A 23,185-nucleotide genomic window follows, 5' to 3' on the forward strand; every position below is an offset into this window, starting at 1 on the left:
GACGGCTGCGCCCGATCGGGCCGGTACCGCGAAGGCGGCACCGGCCCGGGGCCGCTCACTCGTCAAGGGGATCCCAGTAGTTGCGCTGGCGATAGTAGGTATGCACCTCGCTCGCCCACACCGGATCGGCCATCGACGGCCAGTGGTCCTTGTCGAAGCCCGGCGCGTTCTTCAAGCGCTCCGCGTCGACGTCGAGGATGAAGCACTTGCGCTCGACGTCGAGCTTCAGCGCGCCCCACGGGATGGCGAACAGGCGATCGCCGATGCCGAGGAAGCCGCCGGACGACAGCACCGCGTAGGCCACCCGGCCGCGCGGGACGTCGATCATGATCTCCTTGATCTTGCCGAGGTCTTCGCCGGCAAGATTGACGACGTCATCGTCCTCGAGCGTGCTCGACGCCATGACTTCAGGGCCGGGACCGTCGGGGATGTCGCTCGGCGTACCGACGATCTTGGCGCCCGACTCGGTAAGGGATTGGGATGTAAGCATGGTTGTAACCTCCGTCTGTGGTTGATCGATCAAGATGGAACAGCGCGGCCGTACTCAGCCCTTCGCTTTCCGGGGGGTACTGGCCGCGGCGTCGCCTGACAGCACTTCGCTGGCCGACTCGCTCATCGTGCGTCCGACGTCGTCGCCGCCCAGCGCCTGGATGCCGCGCAGATGGGAGGCGACGCGGATGCGGTTCTCGACATCCTTGACGCCCCAGCAACCATCGGCAGCGTCCTCGATGGCGTGTTTCATGCCGCGGTCCGGCACCGTGCCTTCGAGCGTCACGCACCCGTCGCTGACCGACACGCTGACATCGCTGACGTCGAGCCGGTGCTGCTGCGCGAGGCGCTCGCAGATGAACTCGCGGATGCGCTCGTCGGAGCGCGCGTAGCCCTTCGGGCCCTTGCGCTCGCGATGAATGTCGGCGTGCGGTGCTCCGTGGCTCGCACGGCCTTGTCCGGTCTCGTCGGACGGCGCCCGCCACGGCCAGGCGCGACCTTCGTCGTGCCCCTGCTCGCGGCTGCCGCCCTGGCGTCCGCCGCCCTGCGGGTAGAAGCGCTCCGACTCGTCGTTGCTGCTTTCGAAGCGTTCGCCGGAGTGCGCGCGGTTCCAGCCGTAGCCGTAGTCGTCACGCCCGGAGTCGCGACCGGGGAAGTTCCCGGACGGACCGTTGTAGCCGCCGTAGCCGGCATAGCGCTGCTGCATCGGGTGCTCGGCTTCGCCTTCGTGACGGGCACCGCTGCCGGCGCGGGCGAACATTTCGCCGCGCTCGTCCGGATTGCCGCCCGGGCCGCTGCGCTCGAAATCCTCCCGGCCACGGCGCCAGCTGTCCGCATGCGGCAGACCGGGGTCGGACCACCCGCGGTGCGTGTCCTGCCCCGTGCCGCGGCCGCCTTCGACGTCGTCGTCCCAGTTACCGCGCGAACGCCGGTAGTCGGCACCGGTGATGCCGCGCTCCGCCCCCTGCGAGCGGTAGCGGTCCTGCGTGCTGTCCTCCTCGGGTCCGAATGGAATGGTCCGCGAATGCTGCGATCTCATGGCTTCATCTCCTCTGTCTTTCCGGTCGGTACGACCGGGAGGGAGAGGACGACCCCGCACGATGCAGCGCCTGCCAACCTCTCCCGTCTTCCGACAGAGTGGCAAACCGCGTGCCCTGCCCACGCGAGGCAGGCCGGCGGCGGCGGCGGGCAACATTTACATCGGCATGTAGCCCGGTTTGTCCGCCGGCCGCCTCGACGCAGCCGCGAGTTCGGCGCCGAACAGGAAGACCGCCGCGGAGAAGAACAGCCACATCATCAGTACCGCCAGCGAGCCGGCTGCACCGAAGGCATTCGCGGTGCCGGCGTAGGCGAGGTAGCGCGCGAAAAGATGCTTTCCGATGGCAAACAGCACGGCCGCGGCGACGCCGCCCGTGATCGCCTCGCGCCACGCGACGAAGACGTCCGGCAATACCTTGAGCAACACGCTGAAGGCGACGCACAGGAACACGAAGGACACACACTGCTGCACCTGCTGCAGCAGCGGCAGCGCACTGCGTCCACCCAACAGCCAGGCCTGCGCGTGCGTGAGCAGCGCGTCGGCGATCAGCAGCACCACCATCAGGAAGCCGGTGCCGATGACGATGCCGAACGACAGAAGCCGGACGCGCAGCAGTCCGATCACGACCCGTCGGGACGGGTCGACGTTCCAGATGCGATTCAACGCGCTGTTCAACTCGGCGAAGGTCGCCGTCGCGCCGACGAAGACCGCCAGCAGCGACAGGGCACCGCTCCACCCCTGGTCGCCGCTCAGCCAGGCGTTGGCCAGCATGGCCTGCACCGCCTCGGCCCCGGCCGCACCCACCACCGATTCGATGCTCGAGAACAGGCGGCCCTGAACCGCCTCAACACCGAAGAAGAAACTGGCGACCGACACTGCGACGACAAGGATGGGCGCCAGCGAGAAGGCGGCGAAGAACGCGATCGAGGCGGACATCGACGGCGCGTCGTGGGCGATCCAGCCGCGCAACGCCGCCCAGAGCCGATCTGCCCCAGTGCGCAGCGGCGTCGGGGCCGATCGCATCATCCGGGCGTCCCGGTCCGTTCTTTTGCCGCCGCCTGCGCGTCAAGCACCGAGGCGATCGCATCGATCAATTCCCTCTCGTCGACGGGCTTGCTGACCAGCGCTTCGAAACCCGAATTCTTCAGCAGCGAGTCGTCCAGATAGCTCAGCGCGCTGACGGCTATGGCCGGCACCCGCCGTGCGGGCCACTGCTGCCGCACGCGCCGCAGCACCTCGAACCCGCTCTCTCGCGGCATGGCGATGTCGAGCAGCAGCACCGTCGCCGTGGCGCCCGCGTCATCGTCGAAGGCGGCCAGCAGGTCGTCGGGAGAATCGACGGCATGCGCGCGCGCGCCGGCTTTTGACAGAATGAGCAGCATGAAGTCGCAGGCGTCGGCATCGTCGTCGAGCAGAAGCACCTTGACCCCCTCCAGCCGTCGCCCCGGCGGCAGCAGCGTCGGCGGCTGACACGGATGCTCGTGCGCCTGCAAGCGTCGCAACTGAACGACGAAGGCCGCCCCCTGCCCTTCGCCATCGCTGCGCACGCGCACGGATCCGCCCTGCAGCTCTACCAGATTGCGGACCAGCGCCAGGCCGATACCCATACCGTGGTATCGGCGCGTCATCGAGGTATCCGCCTGACTGAAGCGGTCGAAAACATGGGGCAGGAAATCCGCCTTGATGCCGATGCCGGTGTCCGAAACCGTCATTTCGACGGTGTCACGGGTCAGCTCAAGCAACACCTGCACCGAGCCGCCCTCCGGAGTGAACTTCAGCGCGTTCGAAAGCAGGTTGCTCAGCACCTGTTGCATCCGGTCGTAGTCTGCACGCACCGGAACCACCGCGTGCTCCGATTCGAAGCGCAGGCCGACGCCCTTTTCGTGCGCCTGCACGCGAAAGGTCTCCAGCGTAGAGGCCGCAACATCGACCAGATTGATGCGCTCGCAATTGAGGTCGAGCTTGCCGCTGATGATGCGCGATGTGCTCAGCAGATCGTCGATCAGCCGCACCTGATGGTCGACATTGCGCTTGATGGCGTCGCTGGCCCGGCTGAGCAGCGCAGGATCCGGGGTCGATACGCCGGCAAGTACCTGCGCCCACCCCTTCAGCGCATTCAGCGGCGAGCGCAGTTCGTGCGACACGATGGCGAGAAACTCGTCCTTCGCCCGGCTCGCCCGCTCCGCCTCGCCCCGCAGGCGGTGCTCGGCGTCGAGCAGCTGTTCGAGTTCCTGGTGTGCCCGCTTGCGCTCGGTGATGTCCTTCGACACGCCGACCAGTCCGACCACTTCGCCCCTCGCGTCGCGCAGCGGCGACTTGGTCACCAGCAGGGTGCGTTCGCCGGCCGAGGTGTGGCGTCGCTCCTCGACCACCACCGGGCGCCCGGTCTCCATCACCTCCTGGTCGTGCTGCGCGATGCGACGCATGTCGGCCGAATCGGGAAAGAGGTCTTCCTCCCGGCGGCCGATCACCTGGGCACGACTGAGCCCCATCAGCTTCAGTGCCGCGGGGTTGATCATCATGATCGCGCCGTCGCGGCTCTTCGCGATGATCTGCTCGGGCGTGGTTTCGGCAATCGTGCGCAGCAGTTCGGTGCTCTCGCGCAACACCGAGGTCGTGCGGTCGAGGGCGCGGGTACGCTCCGCCACCCGTCGGTCGAGCGCGGCAAAGACTTCGCGCTCGGCCTGCTCGCGCGCACGCCGCGCGCTGACGTCGCGCAGCACCAGCACGCCGCCGACCAGACGCTGTTCGGCGTCCAGTATCGGCGTAGCGGTGATCTCGATCGGCTGCAGGCGGCCGGCGGCGTTGCGCAGGGCCGGCTCGCCCTCCAGCGTGACCGGCGCGCACGCCTCGAACGCCTGCTGCAATGGATAGTCGAGCAGCACGCCGGTGCGCCCCTCGACGAGCGGAACGAGATCCTCCATGCGTTTGCCCACCACGTCGCCGGCGTCGACGCCCAGCAGCGCGGCCGCCGCCGGATTGAGCAGACCGATGCGGCGCTGATCGTCGACGGTGATCACCGCCTCGCCCAGGTGGGCGAGCGTGATCTCGAACCAGGTCTGCTGCGTGTCGGCGCGATGTTCCGCGCGCGACCGCGAATCGTGCATGTCATCCAGCTTGCGTCCGGTCCACACGATGAGCGTCAGGCTGGCGATGACGAGGGTCACCACCACGACGCCGACGCCTTCGAAGCGCTGGAGCAGTCCAGCCCCCCTGCCAGCACCTTCCAGCCAGACTGCCGCGAGCGGGAGCACCACGGCCAGCGGGGCCAGATTGCGGACGACCGACAGGCCGGGCGCATCGCCGTCTCGCTGCGCCAAAATGTCCGCCGAGCGCAGCGACAGCAGGCCTGTACTGGCCGCGAACAGCGCCAGCGCCACCGGGAACTTTATGTCCAGGTCGAGCGGCCGGCTCTCGCCGAACAGCGACACCGTCATGACACACAGGCTGACCAGCGTGATACCGGCGACCGCGGCACCGCACCAGCCCGACACCCGCTGCGCCAGCGGATGGCCGAATGCGGCCAGACCCATCGACAGAGCGATCAACACGTAACTGAGGCTGGTGACCGGCGATGACTGCGTCGAGAACAAGGCCCCGACCAGCAGGCTTTCGGTCTGCGCATCGAGAAAGTCGAGGTCGACCGCCAGCCGGGTGAGCGACACGAAGGCGATCACCGCCGACGCCAGCGTAACCGTGTACCGCATCCGAGCGCGGTGACCGAAGCGCAACTCGCGCAGCGCAATCGCCACCAGCCCGAGCAGGAACAGACTGCTCGGCATCAGGGTGGGGAAGAACAGCGTCAGCGATGAAGGCGCCGGAAAATCGCGCGCCCAGCCGACGAAACCGATCAGGGCGATCAGCGCGACCAGCGCGCTGGCATCGCTGACCGCACCCAGCCGGCCGATCGAACCGATGCGTCGACCCGCGACCGGGAATACGCGCCCGGTCGGTTCGGCCTGCGCCATCGTCGCCCCCTGCGCGTCAGCCGGGCCGTTCATCCGGCCGAGGGCGCCCCGGTGGAGCGCTGACGACCCTTCCGCCAGGGTGCCCCGTGACGCGGGAAGGTGTCGCGATAGCCGCGGTGGATCCGCACCGCCGCCAGCACCACTGCCAGCAAGGCCGACAAGCGGCCGGCCGGGGTGGGAGACTGTGGGCGCCGGCCCCGCAGTACGGTGCCCAGCGTAAACGCGGACGCGGCCACTGCCGCCAGCCCCTGCACCGACACGACGGCCTCGCGGCGCGCGGTCACCCATTCGTCGACGGCCTGACGCAGCGCCCGCCGCTGCGCGTCGACGCGCGCCGCGACGCGCGCCAGTTCGAGCGCTTCGTGGTCAGCCATCCGCGGTCACCCCCCCTTCCTTGATACCCTGCAACTGACGGATCGACGTGGCGAGCGGCAGCCGGCGCAGCCTGCTGCGGACCCACAACCCCATCGCGACGGCGAGCGAAAGATTGATGGCGCCGGCGCCGAGCATGCCGTGCGCCCACGCGGCACGTGGCTCCGCCGAAAGCCCTATCAGCGCGGCCATCACGGCGATCCACGCGACGGCGAACAGCACCGAGGCGACGACGGCGATGCACAGCGCCTCGACCGCCCGGCGCGCCGAGCGACGGAGATCCAGCGCGACCAGCAAGCCGAAGTCAGCGGCCAGCGAACAGGTCCGCCGCCACAGTTGCCCGAGGTCCTCGACGGCGTGCCCGCCGGTCCGGCCCGTCGCGTCAGGCCCCATCAGCGCAGGACACGGCTGAGCAGCAGTCCCACCGCAGCGGCAATGGCAACCGCCGCCACCGGATGCTTGCGCGCACAGCGCACGCCCTCACCGACCCATCCTTCGTCGCGGGCGAGGTCATGCGCGAATTCGCGGCCGCTGTCGGCCGCCCTCGTCAGCGCGCCTTTCAGGCGGCTGACCTGGGCATCCAGACGGGATTCGGCCTCGGCCGCGCTCATCAGGGGTTCATGCGTAACGTTGCTCATCGTTCACGTCCTCCAGCAGTTGTCCGCCGCGACGGGAAAATGGACTGCGAGATGCGGCGGTACGGCGGTCCAGCAAACCGTGTTCCCGGGCGGAGCCCCGGTCAGCCCCCCTCCCGGCCGCGGCCGCGCGTGCGCGAGACGCGTCCGACATCGACGCCATCGCCGGTCACGTCGGCCTGCCCCGGCTCGACCGGTGGCCCGGGCACGTCGGACGGTGTGCCGCGCCGGTCGGTGTCGACCAGCCCGCGTGCGACGTCGCGCGCAGCCTGATCGATGATGGCGCGCGGCTCGCTGCCCGCCGTCTCGTCCGGCGACTCGTCCCGCTCGTAGGGGAGAGAAAGTCCTTCTTCGTGCGGACGGCGACGGGTCAGATCCACGTCGGTGCTGCCATGCACGGTCTTCTTGCCGCGCCCTGCGCGCGCTCGGTTTCGTTTCATCGGATGACTCCTGTTCGGCGCCTCTGTGCGGGCTTCGCGGACGGGCAGCTCCGGAAAGCGCCTCACTCCTCCTGCCCGCTGTGCTCCAGATCGCCTTCGGTTTCCAGTTCTTCGACGCGTGCCGAGTTGTAGAGCGACAGACGGTTGTAGAGGGTTTTCAGGCTGATGCCGAGTACCTCGGCCGCCTTGCGCTTCACGTTGCCGCATTCCTGAAGCGTCGCTTCGAGCACCCGCCGGTTCACCTCCTCCAGCGGCGTGCCGACGCGTATGGTGAGCACCGGTCCGGCCGATGCCCGGGTGAAATTGTCCGGCGCCAGATCGGGTTCGATCACCTCGTCCGCCAGGATGAACACGCGATGGACGTAGTTCTTCAGCTCGCGCACATTGCCTGGCCAGGAGTGGGCATACAGCGACGCGATCGCCTCCGGCGAAAAGCGCTTGTTCTCGTGCTCGCGCTCGTTCAGTTCCGTCAGGAAGTGCTGGGCGAGCAGTTCGATGTCGGTGCCGCGTTCGCGCAGCGGCGGGAGGACGATGGGGAACACGTTCAGGCGATGATAGAGATCCTCCCGCAGACGCCCTTCCGCCACCGCATCTTCGGGGACCCGGTTGGTGGCGGCGATGAGCCGGATATCGGTGACGATGGGATCGTTGGTACCGACGCGCATGAAGGTGCCTGTCTCCAGCACGCGCAGCAGCTTGACCTGCAGGTCGGGGCGCATTTCGGTCACTTCATCGAGGAACAGCGTACCGCCGTGCGCACGTTCGAAAAAGCCGCGGTGCTGCCGGTCAGCGCCGGTGAAGCTGCCCTTCTCGTGGCCGAACAGTTCGCTCTCGATCAGTTGCGGCGATACGGCGCCGCAGTTGAGTGGCAGGAAGGGCTGGCGCTTGCGTCGGCTGAGATCGTGCAGCGTCTGCGCAACGACCTCCTTGCCGGTACCGCTTTCGCCGATCAGCAGCACGGTCGCCGATGTTGGCGCGACGCGGTCGATCTGGTTGTAGATCCGGCGCATCGCCGGCGAATTTCCGAGCATGTGACCGAAGCGTCCGAGGCGTATCAATTCGCTGCGCAACTCGCCGATCTCCTCGCGCAGCACTTCGGTCTTCGGCATCCGGCTCAGAATGCCGCGCAGTCGCTGATGGTCGAGCGGCTTGATGAGGTAATCGGTGGCACCGGCGCGCATCGCCTCGATGGCGCTCTCTATGCTCGCGTAACCGGTCACGACGACGATGGCCGGCGCCGGTCTGGAGCCGAAATCGGCGAGCAGTTCGATGCCTTGACCATCGGGCAGCATCAGATCGGTCAGGATGAGCTCAGGGGTCGAACGGGTGAGGTGTATGCGCGCTGCCTTGAGCGAATCGACGGCAGCGACGGTGTAACCCTCGCTGCGGATCAGCTCCGACAGCCATTCGATCGCCTCGGGATCGTCATCTACGAGCAGGACTCGGGGCATGCGGCCTCCGGCGGACGGGTGAAAAGGGAGCCCGCGGCGCCGATCTCGACCTTCGCATCGGCATCTGTCCGGCGAGGAGCACCGGAGCGTACGCGGCTTCTCAGCATGCTGCACGGCCCAATCGACATGCCCCGGTAATTGTTAAATAAGGTTAATGAACTACGTCCGGATGCGCGTCGGCGCGACGCCGCAACTGCCCGTCATGCCCCTTCGGCGCTCGACTCCAACGGATTGTTACCGCCCGTGATCTGACGATACGCCGCTCATCATCCTGTTACGCGTTGAGGGACATCGACCTGCGGGCTGGGGCGTTTTCCCCGCCCGCCGTCGGCGTCCGTCGGTGCCGAGGCAGCGGGTAATTCTTTCCCTTGTCGGGCTCAACTTACATGAGCGAACGGGCCGCGCCGCGCTGCCTGGTCTGCCTCGACGTCGATTCGCACGGGCACATGGATTGCCCCACACCCGCATCGCATTTGTCGGCCGGGAGCTTCCATGCACATCGCAATGATCAGCGAACACGCTTCACCACTCGCCTCGCAGGGCGGTGCCGACAGCGGGGGACAGAACGTCTATGTCGCCTTCGTCGCCCGCGAGCTGGCCGCACTGGGTCACCGGGTCGATGTGTTCACGCGGCGCGACGACCCATCCACCCCTGCGGTGACGGTACTGGCGCCCGGCACGCGCGTCATCCAGGTCGACGCCGGTCCGCCGCAACCGGTGCCGAAGGAGGCACTGCTTCCCTGCATGCCGGCCTTCGCGTCGTGGATCGCACGCTGGTGCGAACAGCGGTCGTGGCGCTACGACATCCTGCACGCGAACTTCTTCATGTCGGGGCAGGTAGGCCTCTTCCTGCGCGATCGACTGCAGGTGCCGCTGGTCGTCACGTTCCATGCACTGGGTCGCGTCCGCCGACTGCATCAGGGCAGCGCCGACGGATTTCCGGACGAACGGATCGCGATCGAGGAAGCGCTGGTCGATCGTGCCGACTGCATCATCGCCGAGTGTCCGCAGGATTTTGCCGACCTGACCGGTCTGTACGGCGCCGATGGCGAGCGCATCGCGATCGTCCCCTGCGGGGTCGATACGCGCGAACTGGGGCCGGGCGACGGCCGTGCGCGCGAACGGCTCGGCCTGCCGGCCGACGACTTCGTCGTGCTTCAGCTCGGCCGGCTGGTGCCGCGCAAGGGCATCGACAACGTGATCCGCGCCCTCGGCGTGCTGAAGCGGGAACACCGCATCGACGCGCGGCTGCTCGTCGTCGGCGGTGAACACGCCGATCCCGATCCCCGCTACACGCCGGAAATCGCGCGTCTGCGCGCGATCGCCGAAGAGGAAGGCGTGGCCGACCGGACGCTGTTCACCGGCCGCCGCGAGCGCGAGGCGTTGAGCGATTACTACTGCGCCGCCGACGTGTTCGTCACCACCCCCTGGTACGAGCCCTTCGGCATCACCCCGCTCGAAGCGATGGCCTGCGGCTGTCCGGTGATCGGCGCCGATGTCGGCGGCATCCGCCACACGGTGGTCGATGGTGAGACCGGCTATCTGGTGCCGCCGCACGATCCACCGGCGCTCGCCGAACGCCTGAAATGGCTGCACGACGACCCGCTGCGCGCGCGCAGCTTCGGCGCCGCCGGCCTGCGTCGCGTCCGCGGCGCTTTCACCTGGAAGCGGGTGGCCGCCTCGCTCGACGGCATCTACGAGGAGCTGTGCACGCGCACCGCACCCACCTTCCGGGAAAGGGCCGGATCATGAGGCCAGCCCGACCTCTCGAAGGCCGCACCGCCGTGGTTACCGGCGCTGCCCGTGGCCTGGGCAGGGCGCTCAGCGAAGCGCTTTGTCAGGCTGGCGCGCGCGTCGTGCTGATCGACGTGCGCAGCGACGCGGTCGAACAGGCGAGCCGTGAGCTGAACGAGCGCGGCTTCGAAAGCAGTCACTGTGCGGTGGACGTCGGCGACGCCGACCAGGTCGAGCGCTGCCTCGAACACGCACGCGAGCGCTTCGGTGCGCTCGACATCCTGATCAACAACGCCGGCGTCGACTACACGCTACCGCTGGCCGAGCTCGAGATCGCGCAGTGGGACCACGTGATGTCGACCAATCTGCGCGGCCCTTTCCTGTTCTGCAAACGGGCGCTGACGCACATGAAGGCGGTCGGCGGCGGCCACATCATCAATATCGCCTCCACCGCGGCCAAGCGCGCCTGGCCCAATGCCTCGGCCTATCACGCCAGCAAGTGGGCGCTGCTCGGCTTCTCCCACGCGCTGCACGCCGAACTGCGGCCGCTCGGCATCAAGGTGACCGCGGTCATCGCCGGCGGCATGCGTACCCCCTTCCTGCTCGAACGCTTTCCGGATCTCGACCCCAAGGTGCTGCAGGCGCCGGAAGCGGTGGCCGCGGCCGTCGTGAACGTGCTGACGCTGCCGCCCGAGAGCGTGGTCGCGGAAATATCGGTGCTGCCGATGGGAGAGACGTCATGGCCGTAAGTCGCCCCACCCCCGGCCGTCCCCTGAGCCGCGCCATATTCATCGACAAGGACGGCACACTGGTCGAGGACGTGCCGCACAACGTCGACCCCGCCCACCTGCGCATACGCGAAGACGCCGGCGGGGCGCTGTTCAGCCTGCAGCGCGCCGGCTACCGCCTGATACTGGTGACCAACCAGCCCGGCATCGCGCTCGGCCTGTTCGACGACCAGGCCATCGCGACGCTGTTCTCGGCGCTGCTCGAACGGCTGGCGACCTTCGGCGTCGTGCTCGACGGCATCTATCACTGTCCGCACCATCCGTCGGTCAGTGACGGCGCACGCGTCTGCGACTGCCGCAAGCCGCTGCCCGGGCTGCTGCAGCGCGCCGCGCAGGTGCACGGCATCGACCTCGCGTCGTCGTGGATGATCGGCGACATTCTCGACGACGTCGAGGCGGGGCGACGTGCCGGCTGCCGCACGATACTGCTCGACGTCGGCTCGGAAACCGAATGGGTGGACGGCCCGCTGCGCCGGCCCGATCACATCGCGCACACGCTGCGCGACGCCGCCGACCACATCCTGGTCGAAGATCGCGGGGCGACAGACACGCCGATGCCGGCGGGAGCGCAGTCATGGACCGCCTGACCCCCGCCCCGCCGCCTGTCGGCGGACAGCTGTCGCACGGCGAGACGCTGCGCGGGCGGTGCGATCTCGACGCCTGGCGGGCGGCGCGCCGCGTGCTCGCGGTGCGGCTGGACAATATGGGCGACGTGCTGATGACCACCCCCGCCCTGCGCGCGCTGCGCCAGACCACGCCCGGGCGCCACCTTACGCTGCTCGCCGGCGCCGCCGGCAAGGCGCTGCAGCCGCACCTGGAAGAGGTTGACGCGGTACTGCAGGCGCGCCCGCCCTGGCTGCCCGGCGGCACGCTGCTGCCGGACGAACTGCAGGCGCTGGCGGAAACGCTGCGGAACGAACGCTTCGACGCGGCCGTCATCTTCACCGTGTACAGCCAGAGCGCGCTGCCGGCCGCCCTGCTCTGCTGGCTCGCGCACATTCCGCTGCGCCTCGCCTACAGCCGCGAAAATCCGTATCACCTGCTGAGCGACTGGATCATCGACCCGGAGCCGCACGAGGTGCTGCGCCACGAGGTCCGGCGCCAGCTCGATCTGGTCGAGGCGATCGGCGCGCGCACCAAAGACACCCACCTGTCCTTCCACATCCGCGACGACGACCGCACGCGCGCCGACACACTGCTGCGTTCCGCCGGCATCGACCCCGCGCAGCCCTACATCGTCGTGCATCCGGGCGCCAGCGCGCCGTCGCGCCGCTACCCGCCGGAGCTTTACGCGGCCGTGCTCGAACACCTCGGCGAGCCGGCCGACGAGGACGGCCTGCAGATCGTGTTCACCGGCTCCACGGATGAAAGCGAGACGATACGCGACGTGCGGCGGCAGACCTCGACCGGCAGCGCCACGCTGGCCGGCGTGCTCGACCTCGGCGAACTCGCTGCCGTCATCGACGGCGCCGCGCTGCTGATCGCCAACAACACCGGACCGGTGCACATCGCGTCGGCGGTCGGCACGCCGGTGGTCGACGTGTATGCGCTGACCAACCCGCAGCACGCGCCGTGGCAGGTCGAGCACCGCGTCCTGTACGAGGACGTTCCGTGCCGCTGGTGCTACCGCAGCGTCTGTCCACAGCACCATCACGCCTGCCTGCGTCTGCTCGACCCGGCGCGCGTCGCCGCCGCCGCACGCGAACTGCTCGACCGGGGCGCGGACAGCGCCCGCACATCGCCCACCCCTGCTGCGGACGGACACTGACATGGCGCGACCGCTACGCATACTGACCTGGCATGTGCACGGCAACTACATGTACTACCTCAGTCAGGTGCCGCACGTGTTCCTGCTGCCGGTCGATGCGCAGCGCAGCCCCGGCTACAGCGGCCGGGCCGGCGCACTGCCGTGGGCGGACAACGTGGTCGAAGTGCCGGTCGACGCGCTGGCGACGACGCAGTTCGACTGCATCCTGTTCCAGGACGCAGCCGCCTGGAACGAAGGCCAGCACCGCTACCTGACCGAGGCGCAGCGGCGCCTGCCGCGCATCTACCTCGAACACGATCCGCCGCAGCAGCATCCCACCGACACGCGCCACCCGGTCAGCGATCCGCACGTGCTGCTGGTCCATGTAACCGCCTTCAACGCGCTGATGTGGGACAGCGGGCGCACGCCGATCTGCGTGATCGAGCATGGCGTGATGGTGCCGGACGCGGTGCGCTGCACCGGCGAACTGCCGCGCGGCATCGCCGTCGTGAACAACCTGGCACGGCGCGGCCGCCGGCTCGGGCTGGACGTGTTCCAGCAGATGCGCGCGTCGCTGCAGATCGATCTGGTGGGCATGGGCTCCGAACAGTGCGGCGGACTGGGCGAGATAGCCAACCCGGAACTGCCGCACTTTCTCGCCCGCTACCGTCTCTACCTTCATCCGGTGCGCTGGACCAGTCTCGGCTTGTCGGCGATCGAAGCGATGATGATCGGGCTGCCGGTGGTCGGACTGGCCACCACCGAACTGGTGACGGTCGTCCGCAACGGTCGTTCAGGCTGCCTCGCCACCGATCCGCAAGCTTTGGTGGACGCTGCCCGGCGACTGCTTGCCGACCCGGCGGAAGCCGCCGCGATGGGCGCCTGCGCCCGGCACGACGCGCGCGAGCGGTTCGCGATCGGACGCTTCGTGGCCGACTGGCAGCGCGTGTTCGACGACGTCGTGCGCTGACCCGATGCTCCCCGTGTCGCCCCGCCTGACTGCGCCCGCGCGTTCAGCGGCGCGCGCGTACCGATTCGTACAGGGTCCGGTAGGCCAGCGCCGGACGATCCCAGCCGAAGGCGCGCGCCATGCCGTTGCGGCACAGCGCTCGCCACTGTGTCGGTCGGCCGTAGACTGCCAGCGCGCGGTCCACCGCCGCGAGGAGCGCGTCGGCGCTCGCCTCGTCGAACACGAAACCGGTCGCCTCGCCACTGCGCAGCGCCGCCTCGCTGAAATCGGCGACGCTGTCGCGCAGTCCGCCGGTCGCCCGCACGATGGGCGGCGTGCCGTAGCGCTGGCTGTACATCTGGTTCAGACCGCAGGGTTCGAAGCGCGACGGCATCAGGAACACATCGGCGCCCGCCTCGATGCGGTGCGCCAGTCCCTCGTCGAAACCGATGCACGCCGCAACGCGACCCGGTGCCCGTGCGGCCGCGTCCGCCACGGCCCGTTCGAGCGCCGCCTCGCCGGTGCCCAGAAGGGCGAGCTGCAGCGGTCGTTCGAGCAGCGCGGGCAGCGCATCGAGCACCAGGTCGACGCCCTTCTGCCCGGTCAGCCGCGTCACCATGCCGCACAGCAGCACATCGTCGTTCTGCTGCAGCCCCATTTCCGCCTGCAGCGCCCGCTTGTTGACGCGCTTGCCGGCCAGCGCACGCGCGTCGTAGCGCCGGGCCAGATGGGCATCGGTGGCCGGGTCCCACACCGCGCTGTCGATGCCGTTCAGGATGCCGACCAGATCGTCCGCCCGCTCGCGCAGCACGCCGTCCAGTCCGCAGCCCTGCTCGGCGTCGAGAATCTCGCGCGCGTAGGTCGGGCTGACCGCACACAAGCGGTCGGCGTGACGCAGGGCCGCCTTCATGAAGGACAGCCGTCCCCAGAACTCGATGCCGTCGCTGTGCAAGGCGCCTGCCGGAACGCCCAGCGACGAAGCCTCGGACAGCGGGAACAGCCCCTGGAACGCGAGGTTGTGGATGGAGAACACGCTGACTGCCGGCTCCGGCAGGCCGCTCAGGTAAAGCGGCGCCAGGCCGGTCGGCCAGTCGTTGCAGTGAAGCACGTCGGCACGCCAGCGCAGCGGGCTGGCGGCCGACGCCAGACGCGCAGCGACGCGCGACAGCAGCCCGAAGCGCAGTGCGTTGTCGGCATAGTCCGCACCGTCGGCATCGACGTACGGCCCGCCGTCGCGCATGTAGAGCGCGGGGCAATCGAGCAGCAGCGCCGGCACCTCGCCCGGCAGTGTGGCCCGCAGCAGCCGCGCCGCCGGCAGGCCGAGCTCGGCGTCGACGGTGGCGACGCTGCGCGCGCCGCGCGCGCAGGCTCGGACCGACGGATAGCACGGCAGCAGCACGCGCACATCCAGGCCGAGGGCCCGCAGTGCGGGCGGCAGTGCAGCGCTGATCTCGCCCAGCCCGCCCACCTTGACCCACGGCGCGCACTCCGGCGTGGCGAACAGTACGCGGAACGGCTTTCCGGCTTTCATGAAAATGACCTCCGGGTGCATGCGGGCACAGCGCCAGCCGCCCCGACTATCGATAGAAGGAGACTGCAATGATTCTGTGCGGCGATATCGGCGCCACCAAAAGCCTGATCGGACTGGTCGAGCGGGTCGACGGAGCGCGGTTCAGCTTCGTGCGCACGCAGCGCTACACCAACGCCGAGTGGCCCGACCTTCCGACCATGCTCGATCACTTCTTCGCGGCGACCGCGCAGACGCTGCGCCACGCCGTCGAGCTCGAAGCAGCCGGCTTCGGCGTTGCCGGACCGGTGGTCGACGGGCGCGTAGACATGACCAATCTCGAGTGGTCGATCGACGAGGCGGCGCTGCGCATCGTGCTCGGCGGTGCGCCGGTGCGCCTGCTCAACGACTTCGAAGCCAGCGCCCACGGCATCGGTGAACTGGGCAGCGAAGGGTTGCTGTCGCTGCAGACCGGCGCGGTCAGGCCGGGCGCGCCGCAGCTGGTGATCGGTGCCGGCTCCGGACTGGGGGTTGCCATCCGGGTGCCCGCCGGCGCGGGCTGCGTGATCGTCCCCGGCGAGGGCGGTCACGTCGGTTTCACCCCGACCAACGACCAACAGGCCGAACTGTGGGCTTACCTGCACCGCAAGACCGGGCGGGTGATCGCCGAGCACGTCGTGTCCGGCCCCGGCCTGGTCCATATCCACGACTGGCTGTGCGACCGGCGCGGCACGGCCGTGCGCGCGGACGACAACGGCGAAGCGGTGTGGCGCCGCGCCGCGGCCGGCGATCCGCAGGCGATGCGGGCACTCGAAGTATTCGTCGACTGCTACGGCGCCGTCGCTGGCGATCATGCGCTGACCGTGCTGGCCGCCGGCGGCGTCTTCCTGACGGGCGGCATCGCCCCCCAGCTGTTGCCGGCTCACGCTGCGCGCTTTCTCGCAGCCTTCCGCGACAAGGGGCGGCACAGTGGCCTGATGACCGGGCTGCCGCTGTGGCTGGTGACCGACTGCCTGCTGCCGCTGCTCGGCGCCGCCCGCTCGGTCGAGGCGCAACTGCCGCCGCGATGAGGCGTCGCCGGCCTGCGGCGTCGCCGCGGTCATTCCCCCGGTCATTCTTCCAGACCCTGCGGTACCAGCAAGGCAAGCGGCAAGGCGGCGAACAGCGGGGCTACGTCGAGGCGTCCCGCCCCGCCGTCGGTGTCGACGACGGTGCCGCCGAAGGCGTCCTGCCAGCGCTGCGGACTGCCGGCGGGTAGTACCACCCGGGTGTTCGCCCACAGCTCGCGTTCGCAGACGCGCTGCGGGTCGCCGCCGGTGAGGCCGAACAGCAGCCGCGACGCGATGGTGATGATCACTCGCTGGCCGAGCACACGCGCGTATGCGATCACGTGATGGGCCACCGGACCTTCGACCTCCAGAGGCATGTAGCGCCCTTCGCGCAGCGTGCGCTCGAAGCGGCGACGGATCTGCAGCGCGCGCCACAGCAGATAGAGCTTGATCCGGCCGTCAGCCATCGTTGCCACCAGTTCGCGCAGGCCCTCGGCATCGGCGCCGTCCGGCCAGCGCGCCTGCAGGTCCGCCAGCATGCGGCTGCGGCGCGCGAAGTCCACCGGCCGCCGGTTGTCCGGATCGACCAGCGTGAAGCACCAGGTGTCGCAGCCCTGGTAGGTGTCGGGCACGCCGGGCGCGGTCAGCTTCAGAAGCAGCAGTGACAGGCTGTTGTAACCGCCGAACAGCGCTACCGTCCGCTGCAGCGGCAGGAAATCGGCGAGGAAGGCGTTGCGCGTCGCGTCGCCCGCCAGCAGACGGCGCACGAAGTCGGCCAGAGCGGCTTCGTACGCGGGGTCCGGATTCATCCAGCTGGTATGCCGCTTCGCTTCGCGCGCCGCCTTGATCATGTAGGCCTCGACGCGCTCGCGCAGCGGCGGCGCATCGTCGTCGGCCGCGTCGAACGGCCACACGCCGATCAGGGTCTGGTAGAGCAGGTACTCGTCGTCCGCCGACGGCGCCAGTCCGTCGCCCAGACGGCTTTTGCGCCGCTGGTTGATGCCGCGCCAGCGGCGCAGCGCGAACCGCCACGGGCCGGGCATTTCGGACAGCACGTCGATGCGCGCGCGCACGTCCTCCGAGCGTTTGCTGTCGTGCGTCGACGAGGCGAGCAGGCCGAACGGATGGGTGCACGCGATGCGCTCGTTGGCACCGTGGAAGTCGTCGATGCCGATGCCGAAGGTACGCGGGTCGCCGCCGACGTCGTTCAGCGAAACCAGCCGGTTGTAACGATAGAAGGCGGTGTCCTCCATCGCCTTCGCCATCACCGGTGCGGTGAACTGCTGGAAGCGGCAGGCGAAGGTGAGCTTGAGCGCGCGCAGCGCAGGGTCGGGCTCGGTCGGCGCACCCAGCAGCACGTCGCGCACGAAGCGCAGCACGCTCGCGTCGCCGGCCAGTCCGAGCGCCGCCGCCTCGGCCACGGCGCGTTCGACCAGACGGCGATCGTGCTGCGAATGACCGGCCGGACCGATATAGCTGCGATAGGCCGGAAAGGCGGCGATGATTTCGCCCAGCGCGCTGCGCAGGCGGCTGCGCGTGAAGTCGCGCGTACGCCGGTCGCACTGCGCGATCGCGTGCAATTGCGCGGCAAGACGGCCCAGTTCGCCCGGCAGCGAATGGGTCATGATGAGGTGCTTCGCGTCGCGCAGCACGCCACTGAAGTCGTTCGCCTCTCCGGTGAACGCGCGATAGACCCGGGTGAAACGCGCCTCCTGCGCCGCATCGACCATCAGGCTGTGGCACAGGTTGGCAAAGCGGTAGCCGGTCGCGCCATGCACCGGCCAGTCGGCCGGCAGGGGTTCGAACTCGGCCAGTATCTTCTCGACCACGAGATAGAGGGTCGGCTCGACGACGGTCGGGTCGGCACGGCGTCGCGCCTCGGCGTACTGCTTCTGCAGACGGCAGAAGTAAGCGGCCGGATCCGACAGCCCATCGGGGTGATCGATGCGCATGCCGGTCACCCTGCCCTGCGCCACCCAGCGGAGTATCTGCGCGTGGGTCGCGTCGAATACGGCCGGCTCCTCCATGCGCAGCGCGGCCAGATCGTTCACGTCGAAGAAACGGCGGTAATTGATGTCGTCGGCTGCAACGCGCCACGACGCCAGACGGTAGGCCTGACGCGACAGCAACGCGTCCAGCCGATCGTAGCTCGACGGCTCGCCCGGGATGCCGTTGAACGCCGCGAGGCCGGCCGCGACGCGCGTGCGCACCGCCGGCAGATGCGCGTGTAGCGCCGCCAGATGACGCTTGAACAGCGCCGCATTGCGCAGACGTTCGTCGCGCAGCGGACCGGCCTCGGCGTCGCGGGCAGGGAGATGGGCCAGCGCGATGATCAGCGTCTCCAGCTCGACGCCGCAGTCCTCGCCGGCGTCGGCGCTGCCGGCTTCGAGGATGGCCGGGAAGTCCGACGGATCGACCGGAAAGACGTGCTCGTGGTAACGCACGCAGAAGGCGCCGCTCGTCTCGTCGAAGGCGAGCTGCAACTCGCCTGCCTCCAGTACCCGGCCGTACTGGTCGCCGAGCACCGGCAGCAGCACCTTGCGCTGCAGTTCCGGGAAGGGCGGATTCCAGTCGATGTCGAAGTGGTGGGCGTGCGGCGACGAGGTGCCGTTCTCCAGCACATCCAGCCACCAGTCGTTGCTGCCCCCGAGCACGCCGACGTGATTGGGCACGACGTCGAGCAGCTGGCCCAGGCCGTACTCGGCCAGCCGCGCGCAGTAGCGGTCGAAGTCCTGTTCGTCGCCGATCTCAGGATTGAGGACGCCGTGGTCGACGATGTCGTAGCCGTGACTGCTGCCGGGCCGTGCCTTCAGGAAGGGCGAGGCATAGATATGGCTGATGCCCAGGGCCGAGAGATAGGGCAAGGCCGCTTCCGCCTGCGCGAAGCCGAAGCCGCCGTGGAACTGCAGGCGGTAGGTCGCGCGCGGCACGTCGGCCTCGCGCGGCTGGAAGTCGGGCGGGCCACCGGACAGCGGCAGCGCCGACGCCGGACGCTCGGCATTCATCACCGCCGCCAGCGCGAACCAGCGCGCATCGCCGCCGATGTCGGCCAGATCGCAGCCCAGCTTGCGCCGCCAGTTCGGCCAGCGATCCTCGCTGGTGCCGGGCAGGTTGACCGATTCCGCCTGTCCCAGCACATCCTCCAGCTGCACCGCGACCATGGCCGCCGGCGTGCGCGCGAGATAGCGGTGGATGGCGAGCATCAGCGCCGGGTCGGCCGAGTGGGCGGCCGACCCGGCGTCGTCCGGCAGGCGCAGGCCTTCCGCCTCGAGCACGTCGAGCAGCGCGCCGCGGTCGGCTTCGCGCTGCGTCGCCTGGCGTTCGCGCAGCGCCGGGTCCGAATAGAGGCCGAGCGCGTCGCGTTGTTGCAGGTCGAGCGCGCTCCAGTAGCCGCTCAGCGTCGGCAGGTCGTGCGTGCCGACCACCGCCAGCGCGTCGGCCGGCCAGCCGCGGGCCGGACGGAACACGCCGTCGCGGCTTTCGAAATACAGCGGCCGGTAGGACAGCAGCCCGTAACGCTCCATCGCTGCCCGCACCTGCGGCGGCACGATGCCCAGATCCTCGCCGATGACGACGCATTCGTTGCGCACGCTTTCCAGGCACAGCAGCCGGAACAGATCGTCCATCGGATAGGCGACGTAGGCGCCGATGCGTGCCGTGCCGCCGGATGGCAGCCAGAACAGCCGCATCAGGCTCATCACGTGGTCGATGCGCAGTGCGCCGGCGTGCCGCATATTGGCCGCCAGCACGGCGCGGAAGGACGAAGGATCTTCCTGCAGCCGCTGCGGAATGAGCGGCGGGAAGCCCCAGTCCTGGCCGGCCGGGTTCAGTTCGTCCGGCGGCGCACCGGCGTGTGCGCCGGCCGCGTGCAGATGCGGCCGTATCCACGTTTCCGAACCGCCTTCGTTCACGCCCACCGCGAGGTCGCGGTACAGCCCCATGCGCATGCCGCGCGCACGCGCACGGCGCGCCACCGTCGCGAGTTGCGCTTCGGCCTGCCACTGCAGGTACTCGAAGAACTCGATGCGCTCCTCGTTCTCGAGCATGAAGGCGCGCACCGCCTCGCCATCGACGTCGCGGTAGGGCTCGGGCCACAGCGTCCACCCCCAGACCGCGGAATCGACCGCGTGAAAGTGCGCCTGCAGCGCGTCGAACAGCGCGTGCAGGCGCAGGCTGCGCCCGCCCTCGCGCTGGAAGTCGCGGAACAGGCCTGCGCGCTGCGTACCGCGGTCCAGATGTTCGCGCCGGAAGTGCGCATACAGCAGTTCGAGCACCTCCAGCTTGGCCGCCGCCACGCCGCGGTAGTCGATCAGCTCGGTCGCGCGCAGGGCGTCGAGCCTTGCCGCGAACGCCGGATCGGCGACGCGCGCCTGCGCCGCCCCGCACTCGCCGAAGTCGCGCGTCGCCTCGATGTCGATGTACAGCACATTGAGCCATTCGCGGTTCGACGGGCTGTACGGGCTCGCCCGCTCGGGGTCGTGCGGGAACAGCGCATGCAGCGGATTGACGCCGACGAAATGGGCGCCGGCGTCGGCGGCCAGGTCAATCAGCCGGCGCAGATCGCCGAAGTCGCCCATGCCCCAGCTGTGCGGCGAGCGCAGCGCATACACCTGTACCGCCGGCCCCCACAGCCGCGCGCCCTCGCCTTCGCGCGGCAGACGGACGCAGGCGGCCGGACACAGCGCCAGCGTGCTCTCGACCAGCAGGCGCGGCGTCGCGCCCGGCAGATAGAGGGACAGCCGGTGCCAGCCGGCGGGCAACGAGGAGTCCAGCGCCACGGTGGCGGTGCGGCCGTCCTCGGTACGTCCGAGCGCGGTGCGCCCGCGGCGTTCGCCGCCCTGTTCGAGCACCAGCCGCCAATGCAGCACGCCAGCGCGCACCGCCTCTTCCGATTGCAGCGTCAGCGTGAGCGGTCCTTCGCCCAGCGACAGCACGATGACCGGCGGCAGCACGCGGGCGGCAACGGCATCGTCCAGCGCCGCCAGGGCGGCGACGGCAGCGCGGTCGGGGTCACCGCCGGCCAGCGGATGTCCGAGTGCTGCCGCCAGCGCCAGGCGGCTCTCCTCCGGCACCTCGAAGCGCCGTCCCCAGGCGTCTTCGAAATCCGGCGCAATGCCGAGCCGGCTGCACAGCGCAGCGAAAGCTCCGCTCATTGCGCCGCCCCGTTATGCAGCACGAACATCCGCATCGACCAGGGCGGCAGCCCGGGACCGCCGTCACCACCGCCGCCGACGGCGGCGAAGGGCTGTGCCCCCGGCACGTCGGGCACGGCCTCGGGCGCATCGCCCAGATTGGCCTGCATGACGAGCGAAACGCCTTCGCCCGACCAGCGGATCTCGAACGCGGTGTCGCCGAACAGCATGCTGCTGCAGCGTCCGGTCTGCAGCAGCGGAACGCAGGGCACCACCCGTTCGCGGCGCAGCGTCAGCATTGCCTGATAGAAGGCGAGCCACTGCCGGCCGACCGCCTCTTCCCGCTGGCGCCAGTCCAGCCTGCTGAGGGAGAAGGTTTCCGGATCGCAGGGATCGGGAACGGTACGCGGCCCGTCGGGCCAGGCGAAGGCGGCGAATTCGCGGCGCCGCCCTTCCCTGACCTTGCGCGCGAGCTCGCCGTCGAAGTCGCAGAAGTACATGAAGGGGCTGGTGGCGCCGCTCTCCTCGCCCATGAAGATGAGCGGCGGCGACGGCGACAGCAGCAGCACCGCCACCAGTACGCGCAGCCGGTGCGTCGGCACCATGGTTGCCAGCCGCTCGCCCAGCGCACGGTTGCCGATCTGGTCGTGGTTCTGCAGGAAGCAGACGAAGGCGGTCGGCGGCAGCGTGCAGCTCGGCTCGCCGCGCGGCCCGCCGTGGAAAGCGGAATGTTCGCCCTGGTAGGCGAAGCCTTGCAGCAGGCAGCGCGCAAGGTGGTGCACCGGTGCGCTGGCGAAGTCGCCGTAGTAGCCGTCGGTCTCGCCGGTCAGGATGACGTGGGCGGCGTGGTGGAAATCGTCGTTCCACTGCGCTTCGTAGCGGCCCGGGTCGGCGTCTCCGGCAAGCCGCTGCGCGCCGTTGAGCGGATTTTCGAGCACCAGGTGGATGCGCCGGTCGGCAAGTTCGCGGCGCACCCGTCGCGACAGCTCTTCGAGGAAATGCGTGCTCGACCCGTCGATGATGGCATGCACCGCGTCCAGTCGCAGGCCGTCGAAACGGAACTCCTCCAGCCAGTAGAGCGCGTTGTGGATGAAGAACTCGCGCACCCGGGCTTCGCCTTCGTAGTCGATGGCGGCGCCCCACGGTGTCTGGTGCTGCGCGGTGAAGAAGGACGGCGCGTACAGATGCAGGTAATTGCCCTCGGGCCCGAAGTGGTTGTAGACGACATCGAGCAGCACCATCAGCCCGAGCCGGTGCGCGCTCTGCACGAAGCGCTTCAGCGCGTCCGGCGTGCCGTAGGACGACTCCGGCGCAAACGGCAGCACGCCGTCGTAGCCCCAGCCGCGCGCACCCGGAAATTCGGCCAGTGGCATCAGTTCAACGGCCGTGATGCCGAGCGCCGCCAGTTCTTCGAGCCGCGCCTCGGCGGCGGCGTAACTGCCCTCTGGCGTAAAGGTGCCGACGTGCAGTTCGTAGATCACCGCTTCGCACCACGGCCGCCCCTGCCACTGCGCTTCGGCCGCCTGCCATTCGAAGCGCGCCGGATCCACCAGTTGGCAGGGTCCGCCGACGTCGTCCGGATTGGCGCGCGACGCCGGGTCCGGCACCTCGGTGCCGTCCACCCGGTAGCGGTAGCGGTCACCGGTACGAGCGTACGGCACGGCACGCGTCCACCAGCCGTCGTCGGCACGCCGGCACGGATGTGCGTCCTGGTGCCCGTCCACGGTGGCGAGCAGCACCTCGACCTGGGCAGCCGCCGGCGCGTACAGCCTGAACAGGTAACCCTGGCTGTCGTCGATGCCATTCGCCGGACACGGGCCGAAGGGCATGTGGTGGACGAACGAAAGCGTTTCCACGCTGCGGACTCCGGGCCCGGCGCTGCGCA

18 protein-coding genes are annotated in these 23,185 nt (G+C 69.4%); 6 read left to right on the forward strand and 12 right to left on the reverse strand.

Features of this window, described 5'->3' with window-relative positions; all coding sequences use genetic code 11:
- Window positions 1-55: 55 nt before the first annotated feature.
- The 9 genes from IV112_RS08835 to IV112_RS08875 all read right to left on the reverse strand — a co-directional run bounded on the left by IV112_RS08835 (window position 56) and on the right by IV112_RS08875 (window position 8,394).
- A complete protein-coding gene (locus IV112_RS08835; protein WP_304003005.1) occupies window positions 56-490 on the reverse strand; it encodes a PRC-barrel domain-containing protein in 435 nt (144 codons plus the stop codon).
- 54 nt (window positions 491-544) lie between these two features.
- Window positions 545-1,528: a BON domain-containing protein gene (locus IV112_RS08840; RefSeq protein ID WP_304003007.1), complete on the reverse strand. Its 984-nt coding sequence runs from the start codon at window positions 1,526-1,528 to the stop codon at window positions 545-547.
- Window positions 1,529-1,684: 156 nt separating this feature from the next.
- On the reverse strand, window positions 1,685-2,554 hold the full coding sequence (locus IV112_RS08845; RefSeq protein ID WP_304003008.1) for a YihY/virulence factor BrkB family protein: 870 nt from the start codon (window positions 2,552-2,554) through the stop codon (window positions 1,685-1,687).
- Complete coding sequence (locus tag IV112_RS08850; RefSeq protein WP_304003010.1) at window positions 2,551-5,529, reverse strand: hybrid sensor histidine kinase/response regulator; 2,979 nt, start codon at window positions 5,527-5,529, stop codon at window positions 2,551-2,553. Before IV112_RS08850 ends, IV112_RS08845 begins: the two co-directional genes overlap by 4 nt.
- A complete protein-coding gene (locus tag IV112_RS08855) occupies window positions 5,526-5,870 on the reverse strand; it encodes a hypothetical protein (RefSeq protein ID WP_304003011.1) in 345 nt (114 codons plus the stop codon). The genes IV112_RS08850 and IV112_RS08855 overlap by 4 nt, the downstream gene beginning before the upstream one ends.
- Window positions 5,863-6,165, reverse strand: a complete 303-nt coding sequence (locus IV112_RS08860) for a phage holin family protein (protein WP_304003013.1) — start codon at window positions 6,163-6,165, stop codon at window positions 5,863-5,865. The genes IV112_RS08855 and IV112_RS08860 overlap by 8 nt, the downstream gene beginning before the upstream one ends.
- Before the next feature lie 95 nt (window positions 6,166-6,260).
- The gene (locus IV112_RS08865; RefSeq protein ID WP_304003014.1) at window positions 6,261-6,506 is read right to left on the reverse strand and encodes a hypothetical protein; all 246 of its coding nucleotides are present in this window, start codon (window positions 6,504-6,506) and stop codon (window positions 6,261-6,263) included.
- 101 nt (window positions 6,507-6,607) lie between these two features.
- Window positions 6,608-6,943, reverse strand: a complete 336-nt coding sequence (locus tag IV112_RS08870) for a hypothetical protein (RefSeq protein WP_304003015.1) — start codon at window positions 6,941-6,943, stop codon at window positions 6,608-6,610.
- A 62-nt stretch (window positions 6,944-7,005) separates the two neighbouring features.
- Entirely contained in the window at window positions 7,006-8,394 is a 1,389-nt protein-coding gene (locus IV112_RS08875) for a sigma-54-dependent transcriptional regulator (protein ID WP_304003016.1), read from the reverse strand.
- A gap of 492 nt (window positions 8,395-8,886) precedes the next feature.
- Here IV112_RS08875 and IV112_RS08880 point away from each other — a divergent pair, with 492 nt between their 5' ends.
- The 5 genes from IV112_RS08880 to IV112_RS08900 are packed head-to-tail and all read left to right on the forward strand — an operon-like array spanning window position 8,887 to window position 13,633.
- On the forward strand, window positions 8,887-10,146 hold the full coding sequence (locus IV112_RS08880) for a glycosyltransferase family 4 protein (protein ID WP_304003018.1): 1,260 nt from the start codon (window positions 8,887-8,889) through the stop codon (window positions 10,144-10,146).
- On the forward strand, window positions 10,143-10,877 hold the full coding sequence (locus IV112_RS08885) for an SDR family oxidoreductase (RefSeq protein WP_304003019.1): 735 nt from the start codon (window positions 10,143-10,145) through the stop codon (window positions 10,875-10,877). The genes IV112_RS08880 and IV112_RS08885 overlap by 4 nt, the downstream gene beginning before the upstream one ends.
- Window positions 10,868-11,503: a D-glycero-alpha-D-manno-heptose-1,7-bisphosphate 7-phosphatase gene (locus IV112_RS08890; protein ID WP_304003020.1), complete on the forward strand. Its 636-nt coding sequence runs from the start codon at window positions 10,868-10,870 to the stop codon at window positions 11,501-11,503. Before IV112_RS08885 ends, IV112_RS08890 begins: the two co-directional genes overlap by 10 nt.
- Window positions 11,491-12,684, forward strand: coding sequence for a lipopolysaccharide heptosyltransferase II (gene waaF, locus IV112_RS08895; RefSeq protein ID WP_304003021.1), 1,194 nt, complete (start codon window positions 11,491-11,493; stop codon window positions 12,682-12,684). The genes IV112_RS08890 and waaF overlap by 13 nt, the downstream gene beginning before the upstream one ends.
- Window position 12,685: 1 nt before the next feature.
- On the forward strand, window positions 12,686-13,633 hold the full coding sequence (locus IV112_RS08900) for a glycosyltransferase (protein WP_304003023.1): 948 nt from the start codon (window positions 12,686-12,688) through the stop codon (window positions 13,631-13,633).
- A 43-nt stretch (window positions 13,634-13,676) separates the two neighbouring features.
- Here the strand turns inward: IV112_RS08900 and glgA are convergent, their stop codons facing one another.
- The gene (glgA, locus tag IV112_RS08905) at window positions 13,677-15,143 is read right to left on the reverse strand and encodes a glycogen synthase GlgA (protein WP_304003025.1); all 1,467 of its coding nucleotides are present in this window, start codon (window positions 15,141-15,143) and stop codon (window positions 13,677-13,679) included.
- Between the two features lie 68 nt (window positions 15,144-15,211).
- Between glgA and IV112_RS08910 the strand changes: the two genes are divergently transcribed.
- On the forward strand, window positions 15,212-16,189 hold the full coding sequence (locus tag IV112_RS08910) for a glucokinase (RefSeq protein ID WP_304003027.1): 978 nt from the start codon (window positions 15,212-15,214) through the stop codon (window positions 16,187-16,189).
- A 41-nt stretch (window positions 16,190-16,230) separates the two neighbouring features.
- On the opposite strand, the gene IV112_RS08915 is transcribed toward IV112_RS08910, so the two are convergent.
- Window positions 16,231-21,321: a malto-oligosyltrehalose synthase gene (locus tag IV112_RS08915; protein WP_304003029.1), complete on the reverse strand. Its 5,091-nt coding sequence runs from the start codon at window positions 21,319-21,321 to the stop codon at window positions 16,231-16,233.
- A complete protein-coding gene (gene treZ / locus IV112_RS08920) occupies window positions 21,318-23,156 on the reverse strand; it encodes a malto-oligosyltrehalose trehalohydrolase (RefSeq protein ID WP_304003030.1) in 1,839 nt (612 codons plus the stop codon). The genes IV112_RS08915 and treZ overlap by 4 nt, the downstream gene beginning before the upstream one ends.
- Window positions 23,157-23,185 lie beyond the last annotated feature (29 nt).

The sequence above is a fragment of the Methyloversatilis discipulorum genome (assembly GCF_018780585.1).
Classification (GTDB): Bacteria; Pseudomonadota; Gammaproteobacteria; order Burkholderiales; family Rhodocyclaceae; genus Methyloversatilis; species Methyloversatilis discipulorum_B.

What these genes read in the sequence shown, in the direction of transcription:
- IV112_RS08835 (WP_304003005.1), bottom strand. Translation starts at nt 490, where the DNA reads ATGCTTACATCCCAATCCCTTACCGAGTCGGGCGCCAAGATCGTCGGT.
- IV112_RS08840 (WP_304003007.1), bottom strand. Translation starts at nt 1,528, where the DNA reads ATGAGATCGCAGCATTCGCGGACCATTCCATTCGGACCCGAGGAGGAC.
- IV112_RS08845 (WP_304003008.1), bottom strand. Translation starts at nt 2,554, where the DNA reads ATGATGCGATCGGCCCCGACGCCGCTGCGCACTGGGGCAGATCGGCTC.
- IV112_RS08850 (WP_304003010.1), bottom strand. Translation starts at nt 5,529, where the DNA reads ATGAACGGCCCGGCTGACGCGCAGGGGGCGACGATGGCGCAGGCCGAA.
- IV112_RS08855 (WP_304003011.1), bottom strand. Translation starts at nt 5,870, where the DNA reads ATGGCTGACCACGAAGCGCTCGAACTGGCGCGCGTCGCGGCGCGCGTC.
- IV112_RS08865 (WP_304003014.1), bottom strand. Translation starts at nt 6,506, where the DNA reads ATGAGCAACGTTACGCATGAACCCCTGATGAGCGCGGCCGAGGCCGAA.
- IV112_RS08870 (WP_304003015.1), bottom strand. Translation starts at nt 6,943, where the DNA reads ATGAAACGAAACCGAGCGCGCGCAGGGCGCGGCAAGAAGACCGTGCAT.
- IV112_RS08875 (WP_304003016.1), bottom strand. Translation starts at nt 8,394, where the DNA reads ATGCCCCGAGTCCTGCTCGTAGATGACGATCCCGAGGCGATCGAATGG.
- IV112_RS08880 (WP_304003018.1), top strand. Translation starts at nt 8,887, where the DNA reads ATGCACATCGCAATGATCAGCGAACACGCTTCACCACTCGCCTCGCAG.
- IV112_RS08885 (WP_304003019.1), top strand. Translation starts at nt 10,143, where the DNA reads ATGAGGCCAGCCCGACCTCTCGAAGGCCGCACCGCCGTGGTTACCGGC.
- IV112_RS08890 (WP_304003020.1), top strand. Translation starts at nt 10,868, where the DNA reads ATGGCCGTAAGTCGCCCCACCCCCGGCCGTCCCCTGAGCCGCGCCATA.
- waaF (WP_304003021.1), top strand. Translation starts at nt 11,491, where the DNA reads ATGGACCGCCTGACCCCCGCCCCGCCGCCTGTCGGCGGACAGCTGTCG.
- IV112_RS08900 (WP_304003023.1), top strand. Translation starts at nt 12,686, where the DNA reads ATGGCGCGACCGCTACGCATACTGACCTGGCATGTGCACGGCAACTAC.
- glgA (WP_304003025.1), bottom strand. Translation starts at nt 15,143, where the DNA reads ATGAAAGCCGGAAAGCCGTTCCGCGTACTGTTCGCCACGCCGGAGTGC.
- IV112_RS08910 (WP_304003027.1), top strand. Translation starts at nt 15,212, where the DNA reads ATGATTCTGTGCGGCGATATCGGCGCCACCAAAAGCCTGATCGGACTG.
- IV112_RS08915 (WP_304003029.1), bottom strand. Translation starts at nt 21,321, where the DNA reads ATGAGCGGAGCTTTCGCTGCGCTGTGCAGCCGGCTCGGCATTGCGCCG.